The organism is Klebsiella sp. H-Nf2 (genome assembly GCF_002806645.1).
Lineage (GTDB): Bacteria > Pseudomonadota > Gammaproteobacteria > Enterobacterales > Enterobacteriaceae > Klebsiella > Klebsiella variicola.
In genome coordinates, this window is the sequence record NZ_PIBL01000005.1 from 94,529 (window position 1) to 114,005 (window position 19,477).

At 52.2% G+C, this 19,477-nt stretch carries 24 protein-coding genes and 1 pseudogene; 6 read left to right on the top strand and 19 right to left on the bottom strand.

The features are described from left to right. Positions 1-256 precede the first annotated feature (256 nt). From CWM58_RS28170 to CWM58_RS14420, 15 genes are all read right to left on the bottom strand, one after another. A complete protein-coding gene (locus CWM58_RS28170) occupies positions 257-970 on the bottom strand; it encodes a hypothetical protein (RefSeq protein ID WP_133122425.1) in 714 nt (237 codons plus the stop codon). A 1-nt stretch (position 971) separates the two neighbouring features. After that, a complete protein-coding gene (locus CWM58_RS14365; protein WP_100681182.1) occupies positions 972-2,345 on the bottom strand; it encodes an AAA family ATPase in 1,374 nt (457 codons plus the stop codon). Between the two features lie 347 nt (positions 2,346-2,692). Next, positions 2,693-5,125 carry a replication endonuclease gene (locus tag CWM58_RS14370; protein WP_100681183.1) on the bottom strand — a complete coding sequence of 811 codons (2,433 nt, stop codon included), beginning with the start codon at positions 5,123-5,125 and terminating at the stop codon, positions 2,693-2,695. Further along, on the bottom strand, positions 5,118-6,134 hold the full coding sequence (locus CWM58_RS14375) for a DNA cytosine methyltransferase (protein WP_100681184.1): 1,017 nt from the start codon (positions 6,132-6,134) through the stop codon (positions 5,118-5,120). Before CWM58_RS14375 ends, CWM58_RS14370 begins: the two co-directional genes overlap by 8 nt. Further along, a complete protein-coding gene (locus tag CWM58_RS28615; protein ID WP_165785794.1) occupies positions 6,110-6,262 on the bottom strand; it encodes a hypothetical protein in 153 nt (50 codons plus the stop codon). Before CWM58_RS28615 ends, CWM58_RS14375 begins: the two co-directional genes overlap by 25 nt. A 10-nt stretch (positions 6,263-6,272) precedes the next feature. Next, a complete protein-coding gene (locus CWM58_RS28620) occupies positions 6,273-6,446 on the bottom strand; it encodes a hypothetical protein (protein WP_165785795.1) in 174 nt (57 codons plus the stop codon). 261 nt (positions 6,447-6,707) lie between these two features. After that, entirely contained in the window at positions 6,708-7,664 is a 957-nt protein-coding gene (locus CWM58_RS14380) for a DNA adenine methylase (protein WP_100681185.1), read from the bottom strand. Then, complete coding sequence (locus CWM58_RS14385; protein ID WP_100681186.1) at positions 7,657-7,851, bottom strand: hypothetical protein; 195 nt, start codon at positions 7,849-7,851, stop codon at positions 7,657-7,659. The genes CWM58_RS14380 and CWM58_RS14385 overlap by 8 nt, the downstream gene beginning before the upstream one ends. Continuing rightward, the gene (locus tag CWM58_RS14390; protein ID WP_040205000.1) at positions 7,848-8,075 is read right to left on the bottom strand and encodes a hypothetical protein; all 228 of its coding nucleotides are present in this window, start codon (positions 8,073-8,075) and stop codon (positions 7,848-7,850) included. The genes CWM58_RS14385 and CWM58_RS14390 overlap by 4 nt, the downstream gene beginning before the upstream one ends. 8 nt (positions 8,076-8,083) lie before the next feature. Beyond that, complete coding sequence (locus CWM58_RS14395; RefSeq protein WP_227540169.1) at positions 8,084-8,653, bottom strand: 3'-5' exonuclease; 570 nt, start codon at positions 8,651-8,653, stop codon at positions 8,084-8,086. An 8-nt stretch (positions 8,654-8,661) separates the two neighbouring features. Further along, positions 8,662-8,886 carry a hypothetical protein gene (locus CWM58_RS14400; RefSeq protein ID WP_100681188.1) on the bottom strand — a complete coding sequence of 75 codons (225 nt, stop codon included), beginning with the start codon at positions 8,884-8,886 and terminating at the stop codon, positions 8,662-8,664. A gap of 68 nt (positions 8,887-8,954) precedes the next feature. Beyond that, the gene (locus tag CWM58_RS14405) at positions 8,955-9,227 is read right to left on the bottom strand and encodes a hypothetical protein (RefSeq protein WP_048272138.1); all 273 of its coding nucleotides are present in this window, start codon (positions 9,225-9,227) and stop codon (positions 8,955-8,957) included. A gap of 12 nt (positions 9,228-9,239) precedes the next feature. Next, entirely contained in the window at positions 9,240-9,548 is a 309-nt protein-coding gene (locus tag CWM58_RS14410) for a DUF4754 family protein (RefSeq protein ID WP_227520711.1), read from the bottom strand. 14 nt (positions 9,549-9,562) lie between these two features. Then, the gene (locus tag CWM58_RS14415) at positions 9,563-9,793 is read right to left on the bottom strand and encodes a DUF4761 family protein (protein WP_115667036.1); all 231 of its coding nucleotides are present in this window, start codon (positions 9,791-9,793) and stop codon (positions 9,563-9,565) included. Positions 9,794-9,803: 10 nt separating this feature from the next. Further along, positions 9,804-10,070 (bottom strand): hypothetical protein, encoded by a 267-nt coding sequence (locus CWM58_RS14420; protein ID WP_032737939.1) that lies wholly within the window; start codon positions 10,068-10,070, stop codon positions 9,804-9,806. Between the two features lie 81 nt (positions 10,071-10,151). Between CWM58_RS14420 and CWM58_RS14425 the strand changes: the two genes are divergently transcribed. The 4 genes from CWM58_RS14425 (at position 10,152) to CWM58_RS14440 (ending at position 12,416) form a co-directional block, all read left to right on the top strand. Next, positions 10,152-10,451 (top strand): helix-turn-helix transcriptional regulator, encoded by a 300-nt coding sequence (locus tag CWM58_RS14425; RefSeq protein ID WP_032426921.1) that lies wholly within the window; start codon positions 10,152-10,154, stop codon positions 10,449-10,451. Between the two features lie 103 nt (positions 10,452-10,554). After that, a complete protein-coding gene (locus CWM58_RS14430; RefSeq protein WP_206056641.1) occupies positions 10,555-11,484 on the top strand; it encodes a tyrosine-type recombinase/integrase in 930 nt (309 codons plus the stop codon). A gap of 1 nt (position 11,485) precedes the next feature. Continuing rightward, positions 11,486-11,983, top strand: coding sequence for a hypothetical protein (locus CWM58_RS29040; protein ID WP_100681190.1), 498 nt, complete (start codon positions 11,486-11,488; stop codon positions 11,981-11,983). Next, positions 11,976-12,416 (top strand): DUF1640 domain-containing protein, encoded by a 441-nt coding sequence (locus tag CWM58_RS14440; RefSeq protein WP_100681191.1) that lies wholly within the window; start codon positions 11,976-11,978, stop codon positions 12,414-12,416. Before CWM58_RS29040 ends, CWM58_RS14440 begins: the two co-directional genes overlap by 8 nt. 141 nt (positions 12,417-12,557) lie before the next feature. Here CWM58_RS14440 and dadX read toward each other — a convergent pair whose 3' ends face one another. The 3 genes and pseudogenes from dadX to CWM58_RS28630 all read right to left on the bottom strand — a co-directional run. Next, a complete protein-coding gene (gene dadX, locus CWM58_RS14445; RefSeq protein WP_022065918.1) occupies positions 12,558-13,628 on the bottom strand; it encodes a catabolic alanine racemase DadX in 1,071 nt (356 codons plus the stop codon). A 9-nt stretch (positions 13,629-13,637) separates the two neighbouring features. Next, positions 13,638-14,936, bottom strand: coding sequence for a D-amino acid dehydrogenase (locus CWM58_RS14450; protein ID WP_100681192.1), 1,299 nt, complete (start codon positions 14,934-14,936; stop codon positions 13,638-13,640). A 98-nt stretch (positions 14,937-15,034) separates the two neighbouring features. Then, positions 15,035-15,169 (bottom strand): annotated as a pseudogene (locus tag CWM58_RS28630) (hypothetical protein); the annotation flags it as partial. A gap of 88 nt (positions 15,170-15,257) precedes the next feature. Here CWM58_RS28630 and CWM58_RS14455 point away from each other — a divergent pair. Beyond that, positions 15,258-16,790 carry a SpoVR family protein gene (locus CWM58_RS14455; RefSeq protein WP_004203310.1) on the top strand — a complete coding sequence of 511 codons (1,533 nt, stop codon included), beginning with the start codon at positions 15,258-15,260 and terminating at the stop codon, positions 16,788-16,790. 74 nt (positions 16,791-16,864) lie between these two features. Here the strand turns inward: CWM58_RS14455 and fadR are convergent, their stop codons facing one another. Then, positions 16,865-17,584 carry a fatty acid metabolism transcriptional regulator FadR gene (gene fadR, locus CWM58_RS14460; protein ID WP_012541278.1) on the bottom strand — a complete coding sequence of 240 codons (720 nt, stop codon included), beginning with the start codon at positions 17,582-17,584 and terminating at the stop codon, positions 16,865-16,867. Between the two features lie 248 nt (positions 17,585-17,832). On the opposite strand from fadR, the gene nhaB reads away from it, so the two are divergent. Then, positions 17,833-19,383, top strand: a complete 1,551-nt coding sequence (nhaB, locus tag CWM58_RS14465) for a sodium/proton antiporter NhaB (protein WP_100681193.1) — start codon at positions 17,833-17,835, stop codon at positions 19,381-19,383. The last annotated feature ends 94 nt before the right edge of the window (positions 19,384-19,477 follow it).

Below are 19,477 nucleotides of genomic sequence, written 5' to 3' on the forward strand. Positions count from 1 at the left end.
GCAGCCAGCGCCATTCTGGCTGGCTTTTGCCTGCCCGCTCGCCGGATGCACCGCGAATGTGCGCGCCCGGCATGCGGCTTTTGGCGAGGTATGCCGACCCCTTCCCTACCCCCAAAGCGCGCGCTTGCTCCCCCGCCTCGCCTGCGCGCTAAACATGTCTCTTTTTGTGCAGCTTGAGCATACCGCTCAAGCCGCGTCAGTGCTGGGGTGGCATTGCAAAAATTATATTTCAGAAATTGTGCAATTTTGTGCATTATTATTCAGCATTACCCCTATCTTCCTTGAAACTGGTATCAATCGCTATTCGGAGAGGCTCATTCGACACGCTATCATGCAGGGTTTTAATATCTTCATGACTTATAGATGTCCTTCCGCATTCATTTAACTCAAGAATTCTATTCATTACCGAATCAGCAATATTAGCATCAGTTATATTATGCGTCCTATATACTGCATATCTTGATAATTTACACATTCTATAAGTATTAAGCCCTTTTCCTTTTGATGGATGAAATATTATTTTATCGCCATGCCTTTCAAGTCTCATATGTTCCTGATAACAATCAAAATGAGGATGAATTATTGTAAAACAATCTCCATTTGATGGGTACTGTTTTGAAACATCCACTTTAGATGTGTCGAGGACTTTTTTTTTGTTTTTTGCCGTATTACAGTCTTTACAAGAAAGAGATAAATTTCTTGGCTCAAACAAAAATTGAGGAAATTCCCCTTGCGGGGCAATATGTTCAACATCCCATGACCAGCCATGGTTTTGAGGGTTGTCAATCCTGCAATAGGAACAGCAACCTAACTGCTCGGCCTTATAGTGCTCACGAAGCTCTTCTCTTATCTTTTTTATCTCGGGAGCACTACCACTCCATATAGCATTATTTTTAAGGTCATATTCACTTATATATTTGGCAGACTGTTCTGAAAACTTAATCGGCGTCAAGTAAGTTTTAATGCTCATATTATCCCCTTACCGCATTAACCAAAGCTATTGCCTGAAGAGTTACAGCTTTTGCATCGTCATCATCCATAGAACTGAGAGATTTTTCAGCGCTGGCAATAAAATCGTTATCATCTTCATTAAGATCCATAGAGTTATCTATTTTAGCAATTATAGTTATTGATCTTCTTTTAATATACTCATTAGATCCCCCAGCATAATTTAATGTATTAAACAACTGAAAATCAGATGATTGCCCACGAACCCCTCGCCCATGCAGCAATGTATACCCATCATCAAGTAATAGCACACTGGAATTATCCTCAGGGATGCCAGCAACAACTTGTGGCGAGTGAGTGGCTATTATAAAATGACACCCTTTGAATATAGAGAAACAACGCTCAAGAGAAGGAATGATTTCTTTTTGCCAAGCAGGATGTAAACTTACCTCCGGCTCATCCATTAAAATAACTGAATTCTCTTCTATTTCAGAATTAATTTTTAATATAGATAGTAAAACACTTAACTCACCAGAACTTAACTCTTTCATGCCAATAGCATGGTCATGCTTTATAAAGGAAATATTATTTACCGTGATTAATCTATATTTATTTAAAACGAGCAGGGATTTTTTAAACCTGTCAGAAAAATGATTAGAGATTGGATTACCATCACCATAGTCAAAATTAAAATTAATGGAGTGCTTTCCAAGCCTCATAATATTTTCAGCAGTTTGATCATCAGGATGATAGGGCATTGTCCTATTCCTATCCCGCTTGAGGATATCCATATAACCAGACTCTTCAAAAAAGACAACTAAATTTTCATATATAAATTCCTTTTCCTCCATGGATACTTTCTCTCTATAACCAGAATGAGAAATATTCACATCTAATGTGTCGGGATCAAATATGAATTCATTTTTTTTAAACAGTCCAACTTTACTATACAATGAAATATCGATCTCTACCCTACTACACATGATAAAATCGTGAAAAATTTGAAGCGTATTTTTCAACTTCTCATCATTATCGAAGAGAGATTGAATTATTTCGTTATTAAAGACATTTGCGAATGTGTCAGACAATGTAAAGTGTCCATCCAAAGATTCGGACAAACACTTATTCCTGTATCCTTTATCATGCATTTTCCAAAAAGCAGGAATGTCACGATGGGAGATAAATTTGTGAAAAAGTGTATTGGATAAACATATTGTTTTACTCACACTTTCCGTCATGCATTGTTCTATTGAAATAGAGCTAAGCAGCCTGCTTTTCCCGGAACCATTTCTTCCAACGATGACTGAAAAATAATTCTCCAGCCTCTCCTTCTCAAATGCCAAATCAATAACCCTTCCATCCAACTCACACTGTTTAACTAGAGTATATTTATTCATTTCAACTCCACATGATTTTAATTAGCCTAAACGCCAAGACAGGTAAAACCCAAAACAAACAATTCAAATTACATAAGTTCACATATAAATACGAAATAACATTTAGACATAAAAATAAATTACTAATAACATATTCACATAAATAAATAACTTTAATTAAATTTACTTCAGCATGCTTTTTGATGATACATGAAGAATTTAACACTTCAAATCCCCAGTGAGCCTCGATATTTTAGATACAATAGAAATAGTTACTTAAACCATCAAAATAACAGCACAACAAACAAATAAATATCATATACTTACAACCACCATTTAAATTTTCAGAATGAACTTCATGATAATTTTTATCGCTTGGGATATGCGACCAACCTTAGAAAAAAATCATAAGTTGGCTCTTTACGACTGTATATCCGTCCATCTCCGTGCGAATAGTACCTTCGGCCATTTATAGATAACTCACCACCAGCGGCAAGACGACGAGCCAATAATGTAAGATTGAGTTCATCCCAGCCCAGCGACTGCGCGAAGTCGTATAGTTCCGCCACTGTCGGGCTGTTTTCCGGTGCGAAGACTGGCTTTTTCACCCTTAGAGGCACGGTTAATTCTTCGTGGATACGGCGGAAAAGTGCCTGCCGTTCCTTCATGCGTAATTTGCTCGGGTCGAGTGGCCCTGTTTCGTCATCTGGCTCCGCCCCTTCTGCCGGTGGGGTGGCAATCCCCGTTTCTTTTTTTGTTATTTTTTGTCCTGGGGGACAGTTATTGCCACGAGTCCAAGGGGCGACGGGGTCGCCCTGGGCGGCGCTTTCAGCGCCTAAGTTAGCGGGAGCCTTCTTCACCATCTTCCAAGTGTGGACGTGGGTGCAGATTTTGTTTTCTTTCCCGGTGAGCGGCGACCATACGCCGTAAATGCGGATGCCATGATCGCCGTAGGTTCCTGGCTCTACTGTCGGCTCGTAGGCGGTATGGATGAGGTAATTTTTACGGGGTACAAGTACTCCGCCCTGTTTGGTGATGTAGGTGGCAAAACACCCGACGTCAGCAGCGGCAAGAACAGCGTCAAGTTTTGGATCCTGAAGTACCGGCGCACCGGGTTTGGCGTCCTTCATTGAGCGTACTGCCTGTGATGCGAACAGGCGTAGCTCACGATAAGCCTGGCGGCCCGGAATGCCAAAGAAGCGGAACTGCTGAACGCGGTGCAGAGAAGCCCAGGCGGTAACATGCTCGGCACTGTCACGCAGCGTCTTGCCCGTCTCTTTGCTGATCGTGTCACCCAGCCCGCGCCCATCGATGTTTTTACTAACGTACTTTGCGATATAGCTGGCCGGAGTCCCTTTACGTGGGTCGATAAGCTTTGACTTGAATCGCGCGCCGGTATCGTTGCCAAGTTCTGTCCGGTCTTCACGTACAGCAAACCGGCGCAATAATTCGGTAATAGTGCGGCGGTGTTTTTTACGCATAAAGCACAGCATGTGCCAGTGAACCGTGCCGTCATGATGCGGCTCCGCCACTCGTACGCCATACCAGCGCAACTCTTTCTTATGCATAGCCTTGCGGAAAGCGGCGAACATATCAACCAGGTAATCACTGCTCTTTCTGACCGTAGAATGATCCCATGTCGGATTGGGTTTCCCGTTCATCAACGTGGCGTGGTATTTCGAGGGGCAAGTGATGGTATAGAACACTGCGCAATCACCGCGCATTTCGGCGATCAGCTCCAGTCCTTTAACGCACGCCATCATCTCATTACGACGATGTGCCGGATTGCTGGCGCTGGCAAGCACTACGTCTTCCATGTTGAGCGTGTCACCATCCTCATTAACGAGGTCGTAATTACGGAAAAAGTCCATTGCCTTACGGCGCTGCTCGCGCTTCTGCAACAGAATGTCGTGGCTGACATAAGGGGATGCATGACGATGAACAAGACATGCGGCGCGCAGCAGCTCTTCTCGCCATTCATTACGAAGTTGCCACAGCTTACGCTGCCACCAGTCGGCACAGCGCATACGCGCCAGCGCGCCCGGTATCAAATCGTAATTAATAGGGTTGCGGCGATTATGTTTGCTGCGCAGCGCTTCATAGGCTGGCGGGAGAACATCGAGGCGTAGCACCTCAGTTGCCAAATGACGATAAAGATCCAGAATGAGGACTGGCGAAGCCAGTTCATCGGTCAGTATCTCGTCGTAAAGCTGAATAAAAATCACATCAATGTGCGCCGCGACCAGCGTCGAGAGTCGCTTGACCTCACGCTGATTGAGTTCCGGCAACCGGAGAAGCTGATCAAGGCTGTCCCTGCCAGCCATGGCGCGAAACGACAGCGACATTTGGTTAGCGCGGACAGCATCAATCCTTGTCAAAGATGGGGCGACTACCTCATTCAGATATACAGGCAAATGGCGCTGATCTTCTGATTTTTCTAAATACTTAATCCTTGATTCCAGCGGTTTGCGCAGGAAATCTGGCAGGTTGGCGACGTCATCACGAATCAAGGTGAGATGATCGGCGCGATGGAGTTCTGCGTGTCGCTTCGCCTTCTCAATTAGCGCATTATTCAGCTCGTCGCGGAGCCAGGGATCGCAGCCTGCAATAGAAAATAGGTGCTCTTCCGCTGCGCGACTCAATGCCTCAGCCTGTTCACGTTGCTCGCTTTCGTCCTGTGCGTAAAGCGCAAGCCAGACGGCCAGCGCAGAGGGTTTCTGTGCTGGCTCGTCCGTTGTGCTGGGGTTCACTGGCTGCCGTTTGGCGTTCCAGCTCCATGCTAAAGCGGCGGAATCAGACATGATCCACCGCTGCCATATAGGACTTTATGAACGCTGCCGCCGCTTCAATGTTGATAGCGTTTCCGTAGGTGCGCACTCTTCCCACTCTGGCGGGAACCCCATCAGCCAGCGGGAATGATCCGGGTCTAACTGGCCTCCACAATCCATCCCGGCCGTGGAGCAAATCAGCATCTCGCCAGAAGCCGTTAACCGGGCCGGGCCGCATAACGCAGCTACATCCTGAAGCCGCTTCTGAATCTTTGTTCCATTGTCGCGATACGTCCGCATGGCCTCTTGCGGACATGGCGAGCGGTCGTTGCTCGTGGTCGGCGTCGGCCAGCCCGCTAATTGCGCAGCCACGTCCAGCCTGTCCACTGATAGCCTTCCGTTGCGGATCCGTCCGCCCTGATAACCGCCCTTCCCGTCCGTTGCCGTCGGTGTGGGCCAGCCCGCTAATAACGCTGCTGTCTGAAGGTTTACCCCCCCCTGTCGGTTGAAATTCCCCGCGCCCCTCCCATTGCTGGCAATCGGCGTCGGCCACCCAATAAGCACGGTCTCTTTGGTGCGGCGCACCGACGCTCGCAGACGGAAACGCAACCGCCCCGAAGACATAGCCCATGGCTTCCACGTCAGCTTGTACAAGGTCGATCCAGTCGCTCGCGTCAGCGCTGCCAGATTGCTCGCCAAAGACCACGACAGGGCGGCGCTGGCCGACAAGCCAATGTGCGGAGGGCCATAAGTGCCGCTCGTCAGCAAACCCAAGTCCTTTGCCTGCCGCGCTGAAAGGCTGGCAGGGGCATGATGCTGTCCATGCCGGTCGGCTGTCGGGCCATCCTGCGCGACGCAGCGCGAGCGACCACCCGCCGATCCCGGCGAAGAAATGGCACTGATTGAATCCGGTAAGGTCATTGGGCGTTACATCCTCAATTGAGCGGGTATCAACGACGCCCGGCGCAATATGGCCAGCGTCGATAAGGTTGCGCAGGTGCTGTGCTGCGTGAAGGTCTATTTCGTTGTAATAAGCGACCACAGCGCCTCCCACACCACTGAGAAAACACGAAAGGCGAGATAGCCCATCGGGAGCCAGAACAACAGCGAGCAGAGCGCGCAGCAGATCACAAGGTTTCGCCAGAACCGGCGGTAATTGGTTTCGTTCATTTGTTGGTCCTCAGATCGTCACCGTGTCGCCGGACTTAACCTGGCGGGCTTCTTTTTCGCTATCGCGGATGATGGTCGTGTTGCCGTATCGGCCCCAGCTCAACACTTCCACCTCGACGATCCAGAAATGGCGATATGGACGAACGTCCAGAACGCGCGTTACAACGGCATCAATCGTGTTCATCGGAATGGCAACTCCTCATCAGGTCGGAAGGAAGCTGTAGCCGCACGAGTCCACCTTTTCTGATGCCCTGTTCCGCGTAGCCTGTACCGGATACGCATGACCTGGAGACCGGTACGCTCGCATCAAGGATGAATGCCCTAAAATCAATCAGGGTGAAGGAGTGGCACTGCTGACTACCGGTTATGCGGTAAACCAGTGCTGACATGATGGTGCAATCCCCTGATTCATCGGCGGGAGCTACTGCTAACCAGACTGGCTCACTCATCGCAATCCCTCCGCCCCGTCGAATGCACCCGCCGCAGCCATTGCGCCGTAACTGGAAGCACCCATCACTGGCCCACAGTCCGGGCAGTTACCACCGCCAGAGCGGCCGCAGCCATCGCATACGCGAAGTACGCCAATAACCTCGTCGGCCATATCGCGGCTTTTGGCGCTGACAGAGCGGCGGACGCTGAAGGCGTGGAGATTGAAAGCGGTGTAGATCTCGCGGGTTTCCGGGGTGTCGCTGTTTGATATCACCGAGCGGGTGCCGTGCTGGCGATGAGCATCGAGAAGGGTTGCAACCAGAGTACGATGATCGTCCAGGGTAAACGGCTTGCCGTAGGCGGTAAAGTTGGCGGTTTCGCTGACCGGGATATAGGGGGGGTCGCAGTAAATAACTGAGTCCGGGCGATTCTTTGCGATGTACGGAATGGAAGTGCGAAAATCATTGCAAAGAAAGAGCGCCTTAGTATCCCGCGCCTTTTCGGCGAATAAGCGCATTTCAGCTTCAGGGAAATAGGGTTGCTTATAGCGGCCAAATGGCACATTAAAACCACCATCTGCATTCGTGCGATAAAGACCGTTAAAGCAATGGCGGTTCAGGTATAAAAATGACGCCGCCCAGCGCACAACATATTCATCTGTACACTCATCATCCCACGACAAGTGGTTGAACAACTTGCGCTCTTCGTAATAGCTATCTGCATTATTGCCATTTCTGAACTGGTTCTTAGCGATCGCTATCAATCGTTCTGTGTCATCTCTGAGCGCGAGAAAGAAGTTGATCAGCGCGCGATTGCTGTCGCAAAGCACATAGCGACGGTATTCCGTGTTCATGAATACGGTGCCGCTGCCAACAAATGGCTCAATCAGGCAATCAGCTTTCGGCAGGTGCTTCAGCAGCTGCGGCATAACGCGGGTTTTACCGCCCGCCCACTTGATAGGTGACTTAATCACTTTTCACCTCCATTGCGTTGCATTTCTGGACTAGTGGGTCAAGCACCACATTCATCAAGGCAATGAGGGTCTTAGCGGCCGCCGGACCCTCCAGCACGCCGAGCGCTGTCGCATTTGCGAGATTGAGTGTTTTGGCTTCGTGCAGGGCGGCCAATGCACCCTGGACGTATTCAGGTGATCGGTTCATTTGCGGTATTCCTGGTTGTAGGTTTCGTGGGTCATCAGCCGCCACTGCTGGCCGCCGTTCTTACTGAGCAAGCGCCAGCGGCGACCAATACGGATCACGAGATAGGCATGCGGCTTGACGCGGGAAAAATTACGCTGACCGCGGGCGAAGCATTTCAGGGCAGCAAGCGCCCTGGTGCAGACCGGCAGCGGAGCGCTGCAAATGACGGAGAGACGCGGATACATGGCGGCCCTCACAGCGATTCGATGTGTGGGGAGGTCAGGCGCTGCCAGATCTCGCAAACCTGCTCGGCCTGATAGATAGCGTCGGTTAAAGCGTTGTGTGCAACTGAGCGTCGCGGATGGGGGGCATAGCCGATAACACCGGCAACCGTGAGAAGCGAACGGAAGCAGCACTCATTCCAGAAATTCCAGGGAAGCATGGAAACACCTTCAAGTGATGAGCGCTCAAAGGCAGACTTAAGGATCGGAAAATCAAATGAGCCGCCCTTGCACCATACCTTAAGATTTTTTTTCGTGGTCTCCCCGGGGAATGCGCCTTCAATGAATCTGGCGAAATCCAGCATCACTTCAATTTCGTGCGACTTTGCGCTTACCAGCTCGCTGATGGGTTCTTTGTCCTGCTTAAGCCACCACATCACCGTGTCGGCGCTGATATGGGCGCCGCGATTCTGAGAGGTGCGCGGATCAATGGTCTGATAGAACGACGGACCGGTTTTGCCGGTTGATGGTTCGAAGAAAACCGCGCCAATCGCGCAAATCACTGCATTCGGCTGGGTGCTGAGTGTTTCAATGTCTATCATTAAATGGTTCATTGCTTGTTACCCTCACTGATTGAAATTTCGCGGGCATCGGCCCACTGTTCGATTGATGAATAAATCTCTTCCGGGGTGGCGCTTTCCTTTTTCAGCTGACCGACATAAATACGCAGCAGGACCAGCAGGTGAGCGCGTTCGTGTTTTCGTGCATTGGTGCTTATTTCCACAAACTCCGGATCGCTTATTCCGCCATCCAGCTTGATTGACTTAATCCCCATGCGACCTCCTGAAAAAGGCAAAACGAATCCCCGGCAAAATGAATGCCGTTATTTTTAACGCTGGTTAATTAGGGGTTGTGGCGCGGTTTTCTTTTAGCCAGCTTGAATAACCTTTCATGCCAGTAATACATAAAATCTATAAACGTCAGGCGGTCACGTTCATAATCTCCGCGAATTGATTTTTCTAGACCGTGAATAATTAAGTCAATTGATGAATCATTCGCAGGCACGGTAATACGGGCACCGTTTTTAAGCTGTACCGTGAAGCCCTGCCTCGCGTTCTCCACCGCCTCACGGATCAGCATTTCCTGTGCCCATGATTTTCTTTCTTCATTGAACATGGTAAGCCTCGCTTATCGGCTGTAGAGGGATAAGGTCTTTAAGCTTGCGGGGATGCTTGCCATCTCCTGTTTTTGCTGCTCATCGTCGATTGACGACAGGTCGTATGGTTTAGGTATCTCGCCATTCATGATGGCGCTGACCAATGGGCGAAGTTCACAAAGTGTGTCATCGTCATTCAGGCAGAATGCAGCGCCGTAGACGTGCTGGATCCCGCTAGCCAGAACGCCATAATGTGACTCGCGGCCCTGAGGGTTGTTTTCCAGATTGAAATAATAATCTTCCAGCATTTTATTAATCTGTTCAGCATAAAGGCGTTTCATTTTCCCCTGCTCCTTTAATGAATAATAAAACGGTTATTATTAATAAGCCGGTCTATCGTTCTGCGTGCTTCCGATAAAGCGAAGTCAATTCCAAATGAATCATCATCTTTCATAATTTGATAGCGTTTCTTGCCTACCCTGCGCGGTAATACGCGAATGGTGAAGCCGCAACAAATTCCGGCGTGCTTATTTATCCAGATGATCTTGGGTAAGTTATCGCGCGTAATTCCGTTCCCTTTCTGCATGACATCCCCTTTAGTTCATTGACTCAACAAAGCGCTCGGCTTTGTAGCGGGCGTTCATGTAGATGGCGAGCAGGTTCACTTCCCGCTTTGCTCGTGGGCGCGCCTGGATGATCGGTAAGCGGCCATCATCTGCGCGGTGCTGAACTGCCTTCAGTGTTAAGCCGGTGCGTTTTGCATAGTCGGCCAGGGACTCAGAAACACGATCGCCGAATGGGTAATCCCCCGGCAAATCCCTGATTTCAGGTGGCGTGGTGGCTCTTCTTGCGTTTCTTGCCATGTGTTATCCTGCCTTGTTTGGGTAGTTTGGGGCTTTATTGGTTCATTAACATGAACCAACTTTAGATCATAGGAATGAACCATGTCAAGCGAGCTAAGCGAGAAACTAAAGCTGATTAGGGAAGCTGAAAATTTAAGCCAGGCAAAATTTGCCGATTTAACAGGTATTTCCATAAGCACAATTAAGAAATATGAGGTTGGGATAATGGAGCCTGGCGGGGTAACACTGAGAAAAATCACAACTCACGAGGTCTTCAAAAAGTACACCTTGTGGCTAATGAGCGATGAAACCAATGAAGCATCCGGTCAGATAGCTCCGGCTCTCTCCCCTGATGGGCAAAACGGAACATTGAGCCGCCGAAGCGCGAAGAAGGTTGGCTAACTGCTTTAAATATAATGGAAAGATGGGGTAAGGGTGGGATCTGTCATGAGAGGGGGATTTTCTGGTGAGCATTAAATCTCTTAAAGATGGCTACATGGTTGATATGCGACCGCAGGGTCGCGAAGGTCGTCGTATACGAAAAAAATTCGCCACTAAATCCGAAGCCCAGCAGTATGAACGGTGGATCTTGTCTTCACAGCACAATAAGGGCTGGCTGGATAAAGCGCCGGACAAGCGGCCGTTCTCCGACCTTATCGATCTATGGTGGCGGCTCAAGGGCCAAACGATGAAGTCCGGCGAAAGTACACGCCGTAAGCTTGAGCGCGTTGATGAAGCTATGGGCTTTCCTACCACCGACAAGGTGAACAAAAACACCTGGGCTGATTATCGTGCTGGCCGGTACGCTGCCGGCATTAAGGCTAAGACGCTCAACCGCGAACAGGAAACGCTCTCTTCTCTGTTCGGTACTCTTATTGAAACTGGGAATTATCACCACGAAAACCCCTTTAAAGGTGTCTCGCCACTTAAAGTACACGCGCATGAAATGGGTTATCTGCTGAAGTCGCAGATTAACCAGCTATTGACTACCCTGCCCGAGCCGGAAAACCTCGCGGCGCGATTAAGTCTGGCGACCGGTGCCCGCTGGGGTGAGGTCGTTAAACTAAGGCGAACACATCTTGCTCATTCAAAAGCGATGTTCATTAACACCAAGAACAGCAAAAACAGAACCGTGCCCGTCAGCAATAAGCTGTTTGGTGAGCTGTGCGAGCGGGGAACGGGCGATATTTTTGCGGACGTGGATTACGAGCTGCTGCGCCGGACTATCAAGCAGGTAGCTCCGGATCTGCCGGACGGCCAAGGAGTTCACGTTCTGCGACATACCTTCGCCAGCCATTTCATGATGAACGGCGGCAATATTCTAACTCTGCAAAAAATACTCGGCCATTCGAACATACAGCAAACAATGGTATACGCGCATCTTGCGCCAGATTACCTACAGGATGCCGTGCGATTTAACCCTCTGGAGAACTAAAATGGATATGAAAGAACCAACAGAGAAAGAATTGCGAGATTTTCTTCTAAAACAATTTTATGAAGAAAAACTCAAGTCCAAAATCGACCTTCTTAACGGTGATGAACAAGATGTAACAGATAAGTATCGTAGTCGTCTTAGAACTATAGATGCAGAGATGTTATTTAAGTATCTTTCAGAAAAAAGAATTTCTGGGCATTGTCTGGCTTGCGGTTCAGATAAATTATCTGTTCCACAGACTGGTTACATAAAAACCGATAGTTTTCCCGAAAACTTTGAATCTCTTGGAGAAGCTGAGCGAGGCATGATTGAAGATGCTCAATCAGTACAATATGTCCAATATGTTGCATTTGGTAACCTGAATACGATCGCTGGACTTAGAAAAAGCTATTACATGGTGAATTGCCTCAATTGCGGTCATTTGAGCTTATATCGTGCCAGTGCTGTCCTTAAGTGGTTTGAAGATCAAAACCCTGAAGGAGCACAAAACGATGAGTAGTGTTTCTGAGTTACGCCGCTCCAATAGCACAAATGATGTACCATGGAAGAAAGACGGGGATGGAGGTGATGGCATGTCTGACAATCTTGAAAAACGAGTGGAAAAACTTGAAGACGGCATTTCTGCAGTCAAACTCGACCTTGTTCGGCTGACAGAGCGTTCAGAGCAGTTTGTCACAAAGGCAGATTTGTCAGAGCTTAAAGGTGAACTGAAGGCAGAAATGTTGGGCCTGAAATCCGAAATGTCTAATACGAAGAGCGAACTTAAATTAGATATTGTTAATGTTAAAAGCGAGTTTATCGAAGCGCTGGATAAACGCTTTGACAAGCTTGAGGATAAGGCTCGCTGGAAATGGGGTAGTGTTGTGGTGCCTGTTGCTGTCGGCATTCTTTCAGCACTCATCACCTTTTTAGTGGCAAAATTTGGCTCCTGATAGAGATCCACAAAGTGTCCACACTCGCCGAGTTAGGGCGGGTTTTGGCGGGTAGTTTGAGGTTATCTAAATGCCAGTATTTCAGTAACTTATTGAAATACTGGCATATGTGATCGGCGGAGTGATCCGCCCCGGAATAGGTTACAGGGTCACAACCGGCACCCGCGGCGCCAGGGCGCACATCAGCTCATAGCCGACGGTGCCGCTGCTGGCCGCCACGTCGTCGATTTTAATCTCTTTGCCCCACAGCTCGACCGGCGCGCCGATCCCGGCCTGCGGACAAGGCGTTAAATCGACCGCCAGCATATCCATCGATACGCGTCCAACGGTAGTGGTGCGTACGCCATCCACCAGCACCGGCGTGCCGCTCGGCGCCACCCGCGGATAGCCATCGGCATAGCCGCAGGCGACGATGCCGATCCGCTGCTCCTGGGTGGTGCGGTACAGGCCGCCATAGCCAATCGCCTCGCCGGGGCGCAGGTTCTGCACGCCGATGATTTCGCTGCGCAGCGTCATGACCGGCTTCAGCCCGGTGTTCGCGATGTCCTGCCACTGCCCGGAAGGCGACGCGCCATACAGCACGATGCCCGGACGCACCCAGTCAAAATGCGCTTCCGGATGCCAGAGGGTCGCCGCCGAGTTGGCCAGCGAGCGCGGGCAATCCAGCCCCTCCGCCGCCTGTTCGATACGGCGCATCGGCTCGACAATCCCCTGCGGGTTCTCCGCCTCCGCGAAGTGCGACATCAGCGTCATCTCGCCGACGTTGCTTATCGCCCGCAACTGCTGCCAGACGGTATGCACCCGCTCAGGCATAAAGCCCAGCCGGTTCATGCCGCTGTTCACCTTGAGATAGATATCCAGCGGCGCACGCAGCTTCGCCTGCTGCAGCGCCTTAATCTGCCAGTTGCTGTGGACGCTGGTGGTTAAGCGATATTGATCGAGCACCGCCAGTTCATCGGCATGGAAGAAGCCCTCCAGCAGCAGGATCGGACCTTTCCAGCCCTGCTCGCGCAGCAGGATCGCCTCTTCCAGGTTGAGCAAGGCGAAACCATCCGCCCCGCTTAACGCACTCCATACGCGCGCCACGCCGTGGCCATAGGCATTGGCTTTGACCACCGCCCACAGGCGCGACCCGGGGGCCGCGCGACGCACTATCTGTAAATTCTGCCGCAAGGCCAGCAGGTCGATGCTGGCCACTACCGGACGGGTCATGCAAGCTCCTTAGTTGTGTGCGCCATGCAGATGCTGCGGGCGCGCCGGGGTGAAGCCGGGGCTATAGCGGGCGACCGCCAGATCGTCGTAAGGGATCGCCGGCGTGCGCCCGGAGATCAGATCGCTGATAAGCTGCCCGGAGCCGCAGGCCATGGTCCAGCCAAGCGTGCCGTGGCCGGTGTTGAGCCACAAATTTTTATACGCCGTGCGTCCGACCACCGGCGTGCCGTCCGGCGTCATCGGCCGCAGGCCGGTCCAGAACGTCGCCTGTTCCACGTGGCCGCCGCGCGGGAACAGGTCGCGCACCACCATCTCCAGGGTTTCGCGACGCGGCTGCAGCAGCGCTTTGTTAAAACCGACGATCTCGGCCATGCCGCCGACGCGAATGCGCTGATCGAAACGGGTAATAGCGATTTTGTATGTCTCATCAAGGATAGTGGAAACCGGCGCCCCGTCCTCCTGGGCAATCGGAATGGTCAATGAGTACCCTTTCAGGGGATAGACCGGTATATCCACCAGCCCTTTAAGCATCGCCGTTGAGTAGGAGCCGAAGGCCATCACATAGGCGTCGCCCTTGATGATCTCATCGCCGCATTTCACCCCGACAATGCGATCGCCCTCCTGCAACAGGGCGTCCACTGCGGTGTTGAAGCGGAAGGTGACCCCGGCCTGTTCCGCCATCGCCGCCAGACGGGTGGTAAACAGTTGGCAGTCACCGGTTTCATCATTGGGCAGGCGCAGGCCGCCGGTCAGTTTATGGCTGACTTCCGCCAGCGCCGGCTCCACCTCCGCCAGCCGCTTCGCTTCCAGCAGCTGGTACGGCACGCCGGCGTCTTCCAGCACCGCGATGTCGCGGGTGGCATTTTCATACTGTTTGGCGGTCCGGAACAGCTGCAGCGTCCCGCCCTGACGTCCTTCATACTGAATGCCGGTGGTGTCGCGGAGCGCTTTCAGGCAGTCGCGGCTGTACTCCGCCAGGCGCACCATACGGCCTTTGTTCTCCATATAGTGGCGGGTGTCGCAGTTGCGCAGCATCTGCCACATCCACTTCAGCTGGAACGACGTGCCGTCAAGGCCGATCGCCAGCGGCGCATGGCGCTGAAACATCCATTTGATCGCCTTCAGCGGCACCCCTGGCGCCGCCCAGGGCGCCGCATAGCCGGGAGAAATCTGCCCGGCGTTGGCCGCGCTGGTCTCCTCTGCCGGGCCAGGCTGACGGTCGATAATCGTCACCTCATGACCCGCCTGACTCAAATACCACGCGCTGGCTACCCCAACCACCCCACTTCCCAGTATGACGACACGCATAGCGACTCCGTAACAGTTAAAGAACAATCATCTAATTACAAATTGATAACTCAGTTGAAAATATTATTCAACATACGCTTTATTTATGGTGACTTAACTCACAGCAAACCGCACCAGCCCTGCGCTGCGAGATTTACGATCTCATGCTGCGCTTTATTTTTACTCAGCATTAAATTCTGCAAATAAGCGCAAAAAACGGCTTTGAGATGGGGAAATCGCGAAGAAAAGAAATTGTCTGACGATACAGTTTGCCATCCGGTGTTCTATGCTTGTTTAGAGGTTTTCCGTTCAGAGAAAACCAACAACAACGAGGGCGCGCTAATGGCTACGATTGACTCCATGAACAGGGACACCACCCGTTTAAGCGATGGACCCGACTGGACGTTCGAGTTACTGGAGACCTACCTGGCCGAAGTGGACCGGGTCGCCAAGCTCTATCGTCTTGACACCTACCCGCACCAGATCGAAGTCATTACTTCCGAGCAGATGATGGACGCCTACTCCAGCGTCGGCATGCCCATCAACTATCCTCACTGGTCGTTCGGCAAAAAATTCATTGAGACCGAGCAGGCCTATAAGCACGGTCAGCAGGGCCTGGCGTATGAGATAGTCATCAACTCTAATCCTTGTATCGCCTATCTGATGGAAGAAAACACCATCACCATGCAGGCGCTGGTCATGGCGCACGCCTGCTATGGGCATAACTCGTTCTTTAAAAATAACTATCTGTTTCGCAGCTGGACCGACGCCAGCTCGATCATCGACTACCTGATCTTCGCCCGCAAATACATTACCGAGTGCGAAGAGCGCTATGGCGTCGACGAAGTGGAAAAACTGCTCGACTCCTGCCACGCGCTGATGAACTACGGCGTCGACCGCTATAAACGTCCGCAAAAAATCTCTCTGCAGGAGGAGAAAGCGCGGCAGAAAAGCCGGGAGGAGTATCTGCAAAGCCAGGTGAATATGCTGTGGCGCACCCTGCCGAAGCGCGAGGAAGAAAAAGCGATTGAGTCCGCCCGTCGCTACCCCTCCGAACCGCAGGAGAACCTGCTGTACTTTATGGAGAAGAACGCCCCACTGCTCGAATCGTGGCAGCGCGAGATCCTGCGCATCGTGCGTAAAGTCAGCCAGTATTTCTATCCGCAGAAACAGACCCAGGTGATGAACGAGGGATGGGCGACCTTCTGGCACTACACCATCCTCAACCATCTCTATGATGAAGGGAAAGTGACGGAGCGCTTTATGCTGGAGTTTCTCCACAGTCACACTAACGTGGTGTTCCAGCCGCCGTACAACAGTCCGTGGTATAGCGGGATTAACCCCTACGCGCTGGGCTTCGCCATGTTCCAGGACATCAAGCGCATCTGTCAGTCGCCCACGGAAGAGGACAAGTACTGGTTCCCGGATATCGCCGGTTCTGACTGGCTGGAAACGTTGCATTTCGCGATGCGTGATTTTAAGGACGAGAGCTTTATCAGCCAGTTCCTGTCGCCGAAGATCATGCGCGATTTCCGCTTCTTCACCGTGCTCGACGACGATCACAACAATTATCTTGAGATCTCGGCGATCCACAACGAAGAGGGCTATCGCGAGATCCGCAACAAGCTCTCGGCGCAGTATAACCTCAGCAATCTTGAGCCGAATATCCAGGTGTGGAACGTTGACCTGCGCGGCGACCGCTCGCTGACCTTGCGCTATGTGCCGCACAACCGCGTCCCACTGGACAAAGGCCGGCGCGAAGTGCTGAAACATGTGCATCGTCTGTGGGGATTCGATGTGCTGCTGGAGCAGCAGAACGCCGACGGCAGCATTGAGCTGCTGGACCGCTGCCCGGCGCGCCCGAACGCGCTATAGCATTGCGGGACGATGAAAACGACGAAGGGGGCCATTGGCCCCCTTATGTTGTTTATCGATCGCTAATATCCGGCTTAACGCATATTCATGGCTAAATCGCCGGGCAGCGATTTCTGCATCCGATGCCAGATCTCCCCGCTGTCATGGCCGTAGCGACGGACCAGCTCGTACACCTGATCGTGCAGGCCGCCTTCGCACACCTTCGCCAGCTGATGATAAAAGCCCAGCGCCAGGCTGCGCGCTTCCGGGCTGGAGAAATAGTGGCGGCCGATGCGGGTATACAGCCCCTTCATGCCGTTGAGGATCAGGCCGTAAATCGGGTTGCCGGAGGCAAACGCCAGACCACGGAAGATGTTGTAATCGAGGTCGGCAAAGGCGTCGGCGTGATCTTCCACTTCCCGGGCGCTGTCCAGTACCGCCAGCGCTTTATCCGGATGCTGACGGAACGCGGTGCGAATAAAAATCGTGGAAATATTGGTGCGCACGGAGAGCAGGTTATCAATCAGCTGCGGCACGCTGTCGTGATCGAGGCGCGCCAGCGTTTCGAGAATATTCAGCCCGGAGGTCTCCCAGAAGTTATTCACTTTGGTGGGCTTGCCATGCTGAATGGTCAACCAGCCGTCACGCGCCAGACGCTGCAACACTTCGCGCAGAGTGGTGCGGGTGACACCGATCAGCTCAGAAAGCTCGCGTTCAGCGGGGAGAATCGATCCAGGTGGGAAGCGGTTATTCCAGATGCTCTCAATGATATACTCTTCCGCGAAACCCGCAGGGCTCTGCGCCTTAATGACCATAATAATATTTCCATTACACATTGTTGCAATTGCACTCATCATACCAGAGCCGCTATAGCGCAGATAGCATCGCAAGTGAATTAAAAAGGGATCGCTGTTTCATTTTCCGTTTTTACTTTGCGCTTTTCCTTATCTCCCCTCACCGCCGCCGCGGTGCGAAGAAAGTTGCTTCTCATTTTGCTCAACTGATACTCTTGCCAATAGTTACGCACAAAATCATGTACTAATTGACGGGGAAGGATTCTGTCGTGGAAATTTCATATGGCCGCGCGCTGTGGCGCAATTTTCTTGGCCAGTCGCCGGACTGGTACAAGCTGGCATTAATCATTTTCTTAATCGTAAACCCGCTGGTGTTTGCCGTGGCGCCGTTTGTCGCCGGCTGGCTGCTGGTGGTTGAGTTTATCTTTACCCTCGCCATGGCGCTGAAGTGCTACCCGCTGCTGCCGGGCGGCCTGTTGGCGATTGAAGCGCTGCTGATCGGCATGACCAGCCCGGCGCATGTGCGGGAAGAGATCGCCGGCAACCTTGAAGTGCTGCTCCTGCTGATCTTCATGGTCGCGGGCATCTACTTCATGAAACAACTGCTGCTGTTCGTCTTCACGCGCCTGCTGCTGGGGATCCGCAGCAAGATGCTGCTGTCGCTGGCCTTCTGCCTGGCGGCCGCTTTCCTCTCCGCCTTTCTCGATGCGCTTACCGTGGTGGCGGTGGTGATTAGCGTCGCCGTTGGGTTCTACGGCATCTACCACCGCGTCGCTTCAGCTCGCCCTGATGATAACGATCTGCTGGACGACAGCCATATCGAGCAGCACTACCGCGAGGTGCTGGAGCAATTCCGCGGCTTTCTGCGCAGCCTGATGATGCACGCCGGCGTCGGGACCGCCCTCGGCGGAGTCATGACCATGGTTGGCGAACCGCAAAACCTGATTATCGCCAAAGCGGCGGGCTGGCATTTTGGCGAGTTCTTTATCCGCATGGCACCCGTCACCGTGCCGGTGATGGTGTGTGGGCTGTTGACCTGCCTGCTGGTCGAAAAGTATCGCCTGTTTGGCTACGGCGAACCGCTGCCGCCCGCGGTGCGGAAGGTACTGCAGGACTTTGACGACCGCAGCCGCGCCCAGCGCAGCCGTCAGGAGCAGTTGCGGCTGATTGCCCAGGCGGTGATTGGTGTCTGGCTGATCGTCGCCCTCGCCTTTCATCTGGCCGAAGTCGGGCTCATTGGTCTGTCGGTGATCATCCTCGCCACCACGTTTTCCGGGGTGACTGATGAGCACGCCATTGGCAAGGCGTTCACCGAGGCGCTGCCCTTCACCGCGCTGCTGACGGTGTTCTTTGCCATTGTGGCGGTGATCATCGACCAGCAGCTGTTCACCCCGGTCATTGAGTTTGTGCTGCAGGCCTCGCCGCACGCACAGCTGTCGTTGTTTTATCTGTTTAACGGCCTGCTGTCGTCCATTTCGGATAACGTTTTTGTCGGCACGGTCTACATTAACGAAGCAAAAACGGCCCTCGAACATGGCGTTATCAGCCTGCCACAGTTTGAGATGCTGGCAGTGGCGATCAACACCGGTACCAACCTGCCGTCGGTCGCCACCCCCAACGGCCAGGCGGCATTCCTGTTCCTGCTGACCTCCGCGCTGGCGCCGCTGATCCGACTCTCCTATGGCCGCATGGTGTGGATGGCGCTACCCTACACCATCGTACTGACGCTGGTCGGCCTGCTGTGCGTCGAGTTCACCTTGATGCCGGTCGCCAACTGGCTGCTGGCGCACGGCTGGGTGACCACGCCCACGCTGCCCTGACCCGATCCTGGCCCGGATCCATCCGGGCCATTCAATAACCCGTTACGTAATATTTTCTGCCGGGCCGCTGGCGTCGGTTCGGTTTTCGTTTACA

Excerpts from the sequence above, each read along its gene's own strand:
- fadR (WP_012541278.1), bottom strand. The coding sequence starts at position 17,584 with ATGGTCATTAAGGCGCAGAGCCCTGCGGGTTTCGCGGAAGAGTATATC.
- CWM58_RS14440 (WP_100681191.1), top strand. The coding sequence starts at position 11,976 with ATGAGTAGTGTTTCTGAGTTACGCCGCTCCAATAGCACAAATGATGTA.
- dadX (WP_022065918.1), bottom strand. The coding sequence starts at position 13,628 with ATGACCCGTCCGGTAGTGGCCAGCATCGACCTGCTGGCCTTGCGGCAG.
- CWM58_RS14370 (WP_100681183.1), bottom strand. The coding sequence starts at position 5,125 with ATGTCTGATTCCGCCGCTTTAGCATGGAGCTGGAACGCCAAACGGCAG.
- CWM58_RS14415 (WP_115667036.1), bottom strand. The coding sequence starts at position 9,793 with ATGCAGAAAGGGAACGGAATTACGCGCGATAACTTACCCAAGATCATC.
- CWM58_RS14395 (WP_227540169.1), bottom strand. The coding sequence starts at position 8,653 with ATGATAGACATTGAAACACTCAGCACCCAGCCGAATGCAGTGATTTGC.
- CWM58_RS28620 (WP_165785795.1), bottom strand. The coding sequence starts at position 6,446 with ATGAACACGATTGATGCCGTTGTAACGCGCGTTCTGGACGTTCGTCCA.
- CWM58_RS14365 (WP_100681182.1), bottom strand. The coding sequence starts at position 2,345 with ATGAATAAATATACTCTAGTTAAACAGTGTGAGTTGGATGGAAGGGTT.
- CWM58_RS14410 (WP_227520711.1), bottom strand. The coding sequence starts at position 9,548 with ATGAAACGCCTTTATGCTGAACAGATTAATAAAATGCTGGAAGATTAT.
- CWM58_RS14385 (WP_100681186.1), bottom strand. The coding sequence starts at position 7,851 with ATGAACCGATCACCTGAATACGTCCAGGGTGCATTGGCCGCCCTGCAC.
- CWM58_RS14420 (WP_032737939.1), bottom strand. The coding sequence starts at position 10,070 with ATGGCAAGAAACGCAAGAAGAGCCACCACGCCACCTGAAATCAGGGAT.
- CWM58_RS14455 (WP_004203310.1), top strand. The coding sequence starts at position 15,258 with ATGGCTACGATTGACTCCATGAACAGGGACACCACCCGTTTAAGCGAT.
- CWM58_RS14425 (WP_032426921.1), top strand. The coding sequence starts at position 10,152 with ATGTCAAGCGAGCTAAGCGAGAAACTAAAGCTGATTAGGGAAGCTGAA.
- CWM58_RS14390 (WP_040205000.1), bottom strand. The coding sequence starts at position 8,075 with ATGTATCCGCGTCTCTCCGTCATTTGCAGCGCTCCGCTGCCGGTCTGC.
- CWM58_RS14400 (WP_100681188.1), bottom strand. The coding sequence starts at position 8,886 with ATGGGGATTAAGTCAATCAAGCTGGATGGCGGAATAAGCGATCCGGAG.
- CWM58_RS29040 (WP_100681190.1), top strand. The coding sequence starts at position 11,486 with ATGGATATGAAAGAACCAACAGAGAAAGAATTGCGAGATTTTCTTCTA.
- CWM58_RS28615 (WP_165785794.1), bottom strand. The coding sequence starts at position 6,262 with ATGAACGAAACCAATTACCGCCGGTTCTGGCGAAACCTTGTGATCTGC.
- CWM58_RS14450 (WP_100681192.1), bottom strand. The coding sequence starts at position 14,936 with ATGCGTGTCGTCATACTGGGAAGTGGGGTGGTTGGGGTAGCCAGCGCG.
- CWM58_RS14430 (WP_206056641.1), top strand. The coding sequence starts at position 10,555 with ATGCGACCGCAGGGTCGCGAAGGTCGTCGTATACGAAAAAAATTCGCC.
- CWM58_RS14405 (WP_048272138.1), bottom strand. The coding sequence starts at position 9,227 with ATGTTCAATGAAGAAAGAAAATCATGGGCACAGGAAATGCTGATCCGT.
- CWM58_RS28170 (WP_133122425.1), bottom strand. The coding sequence starts at position 970 with ATGAGCATTAAAACTTACTTGACGCCGATTAAGTTTTCAGAACAGTCT.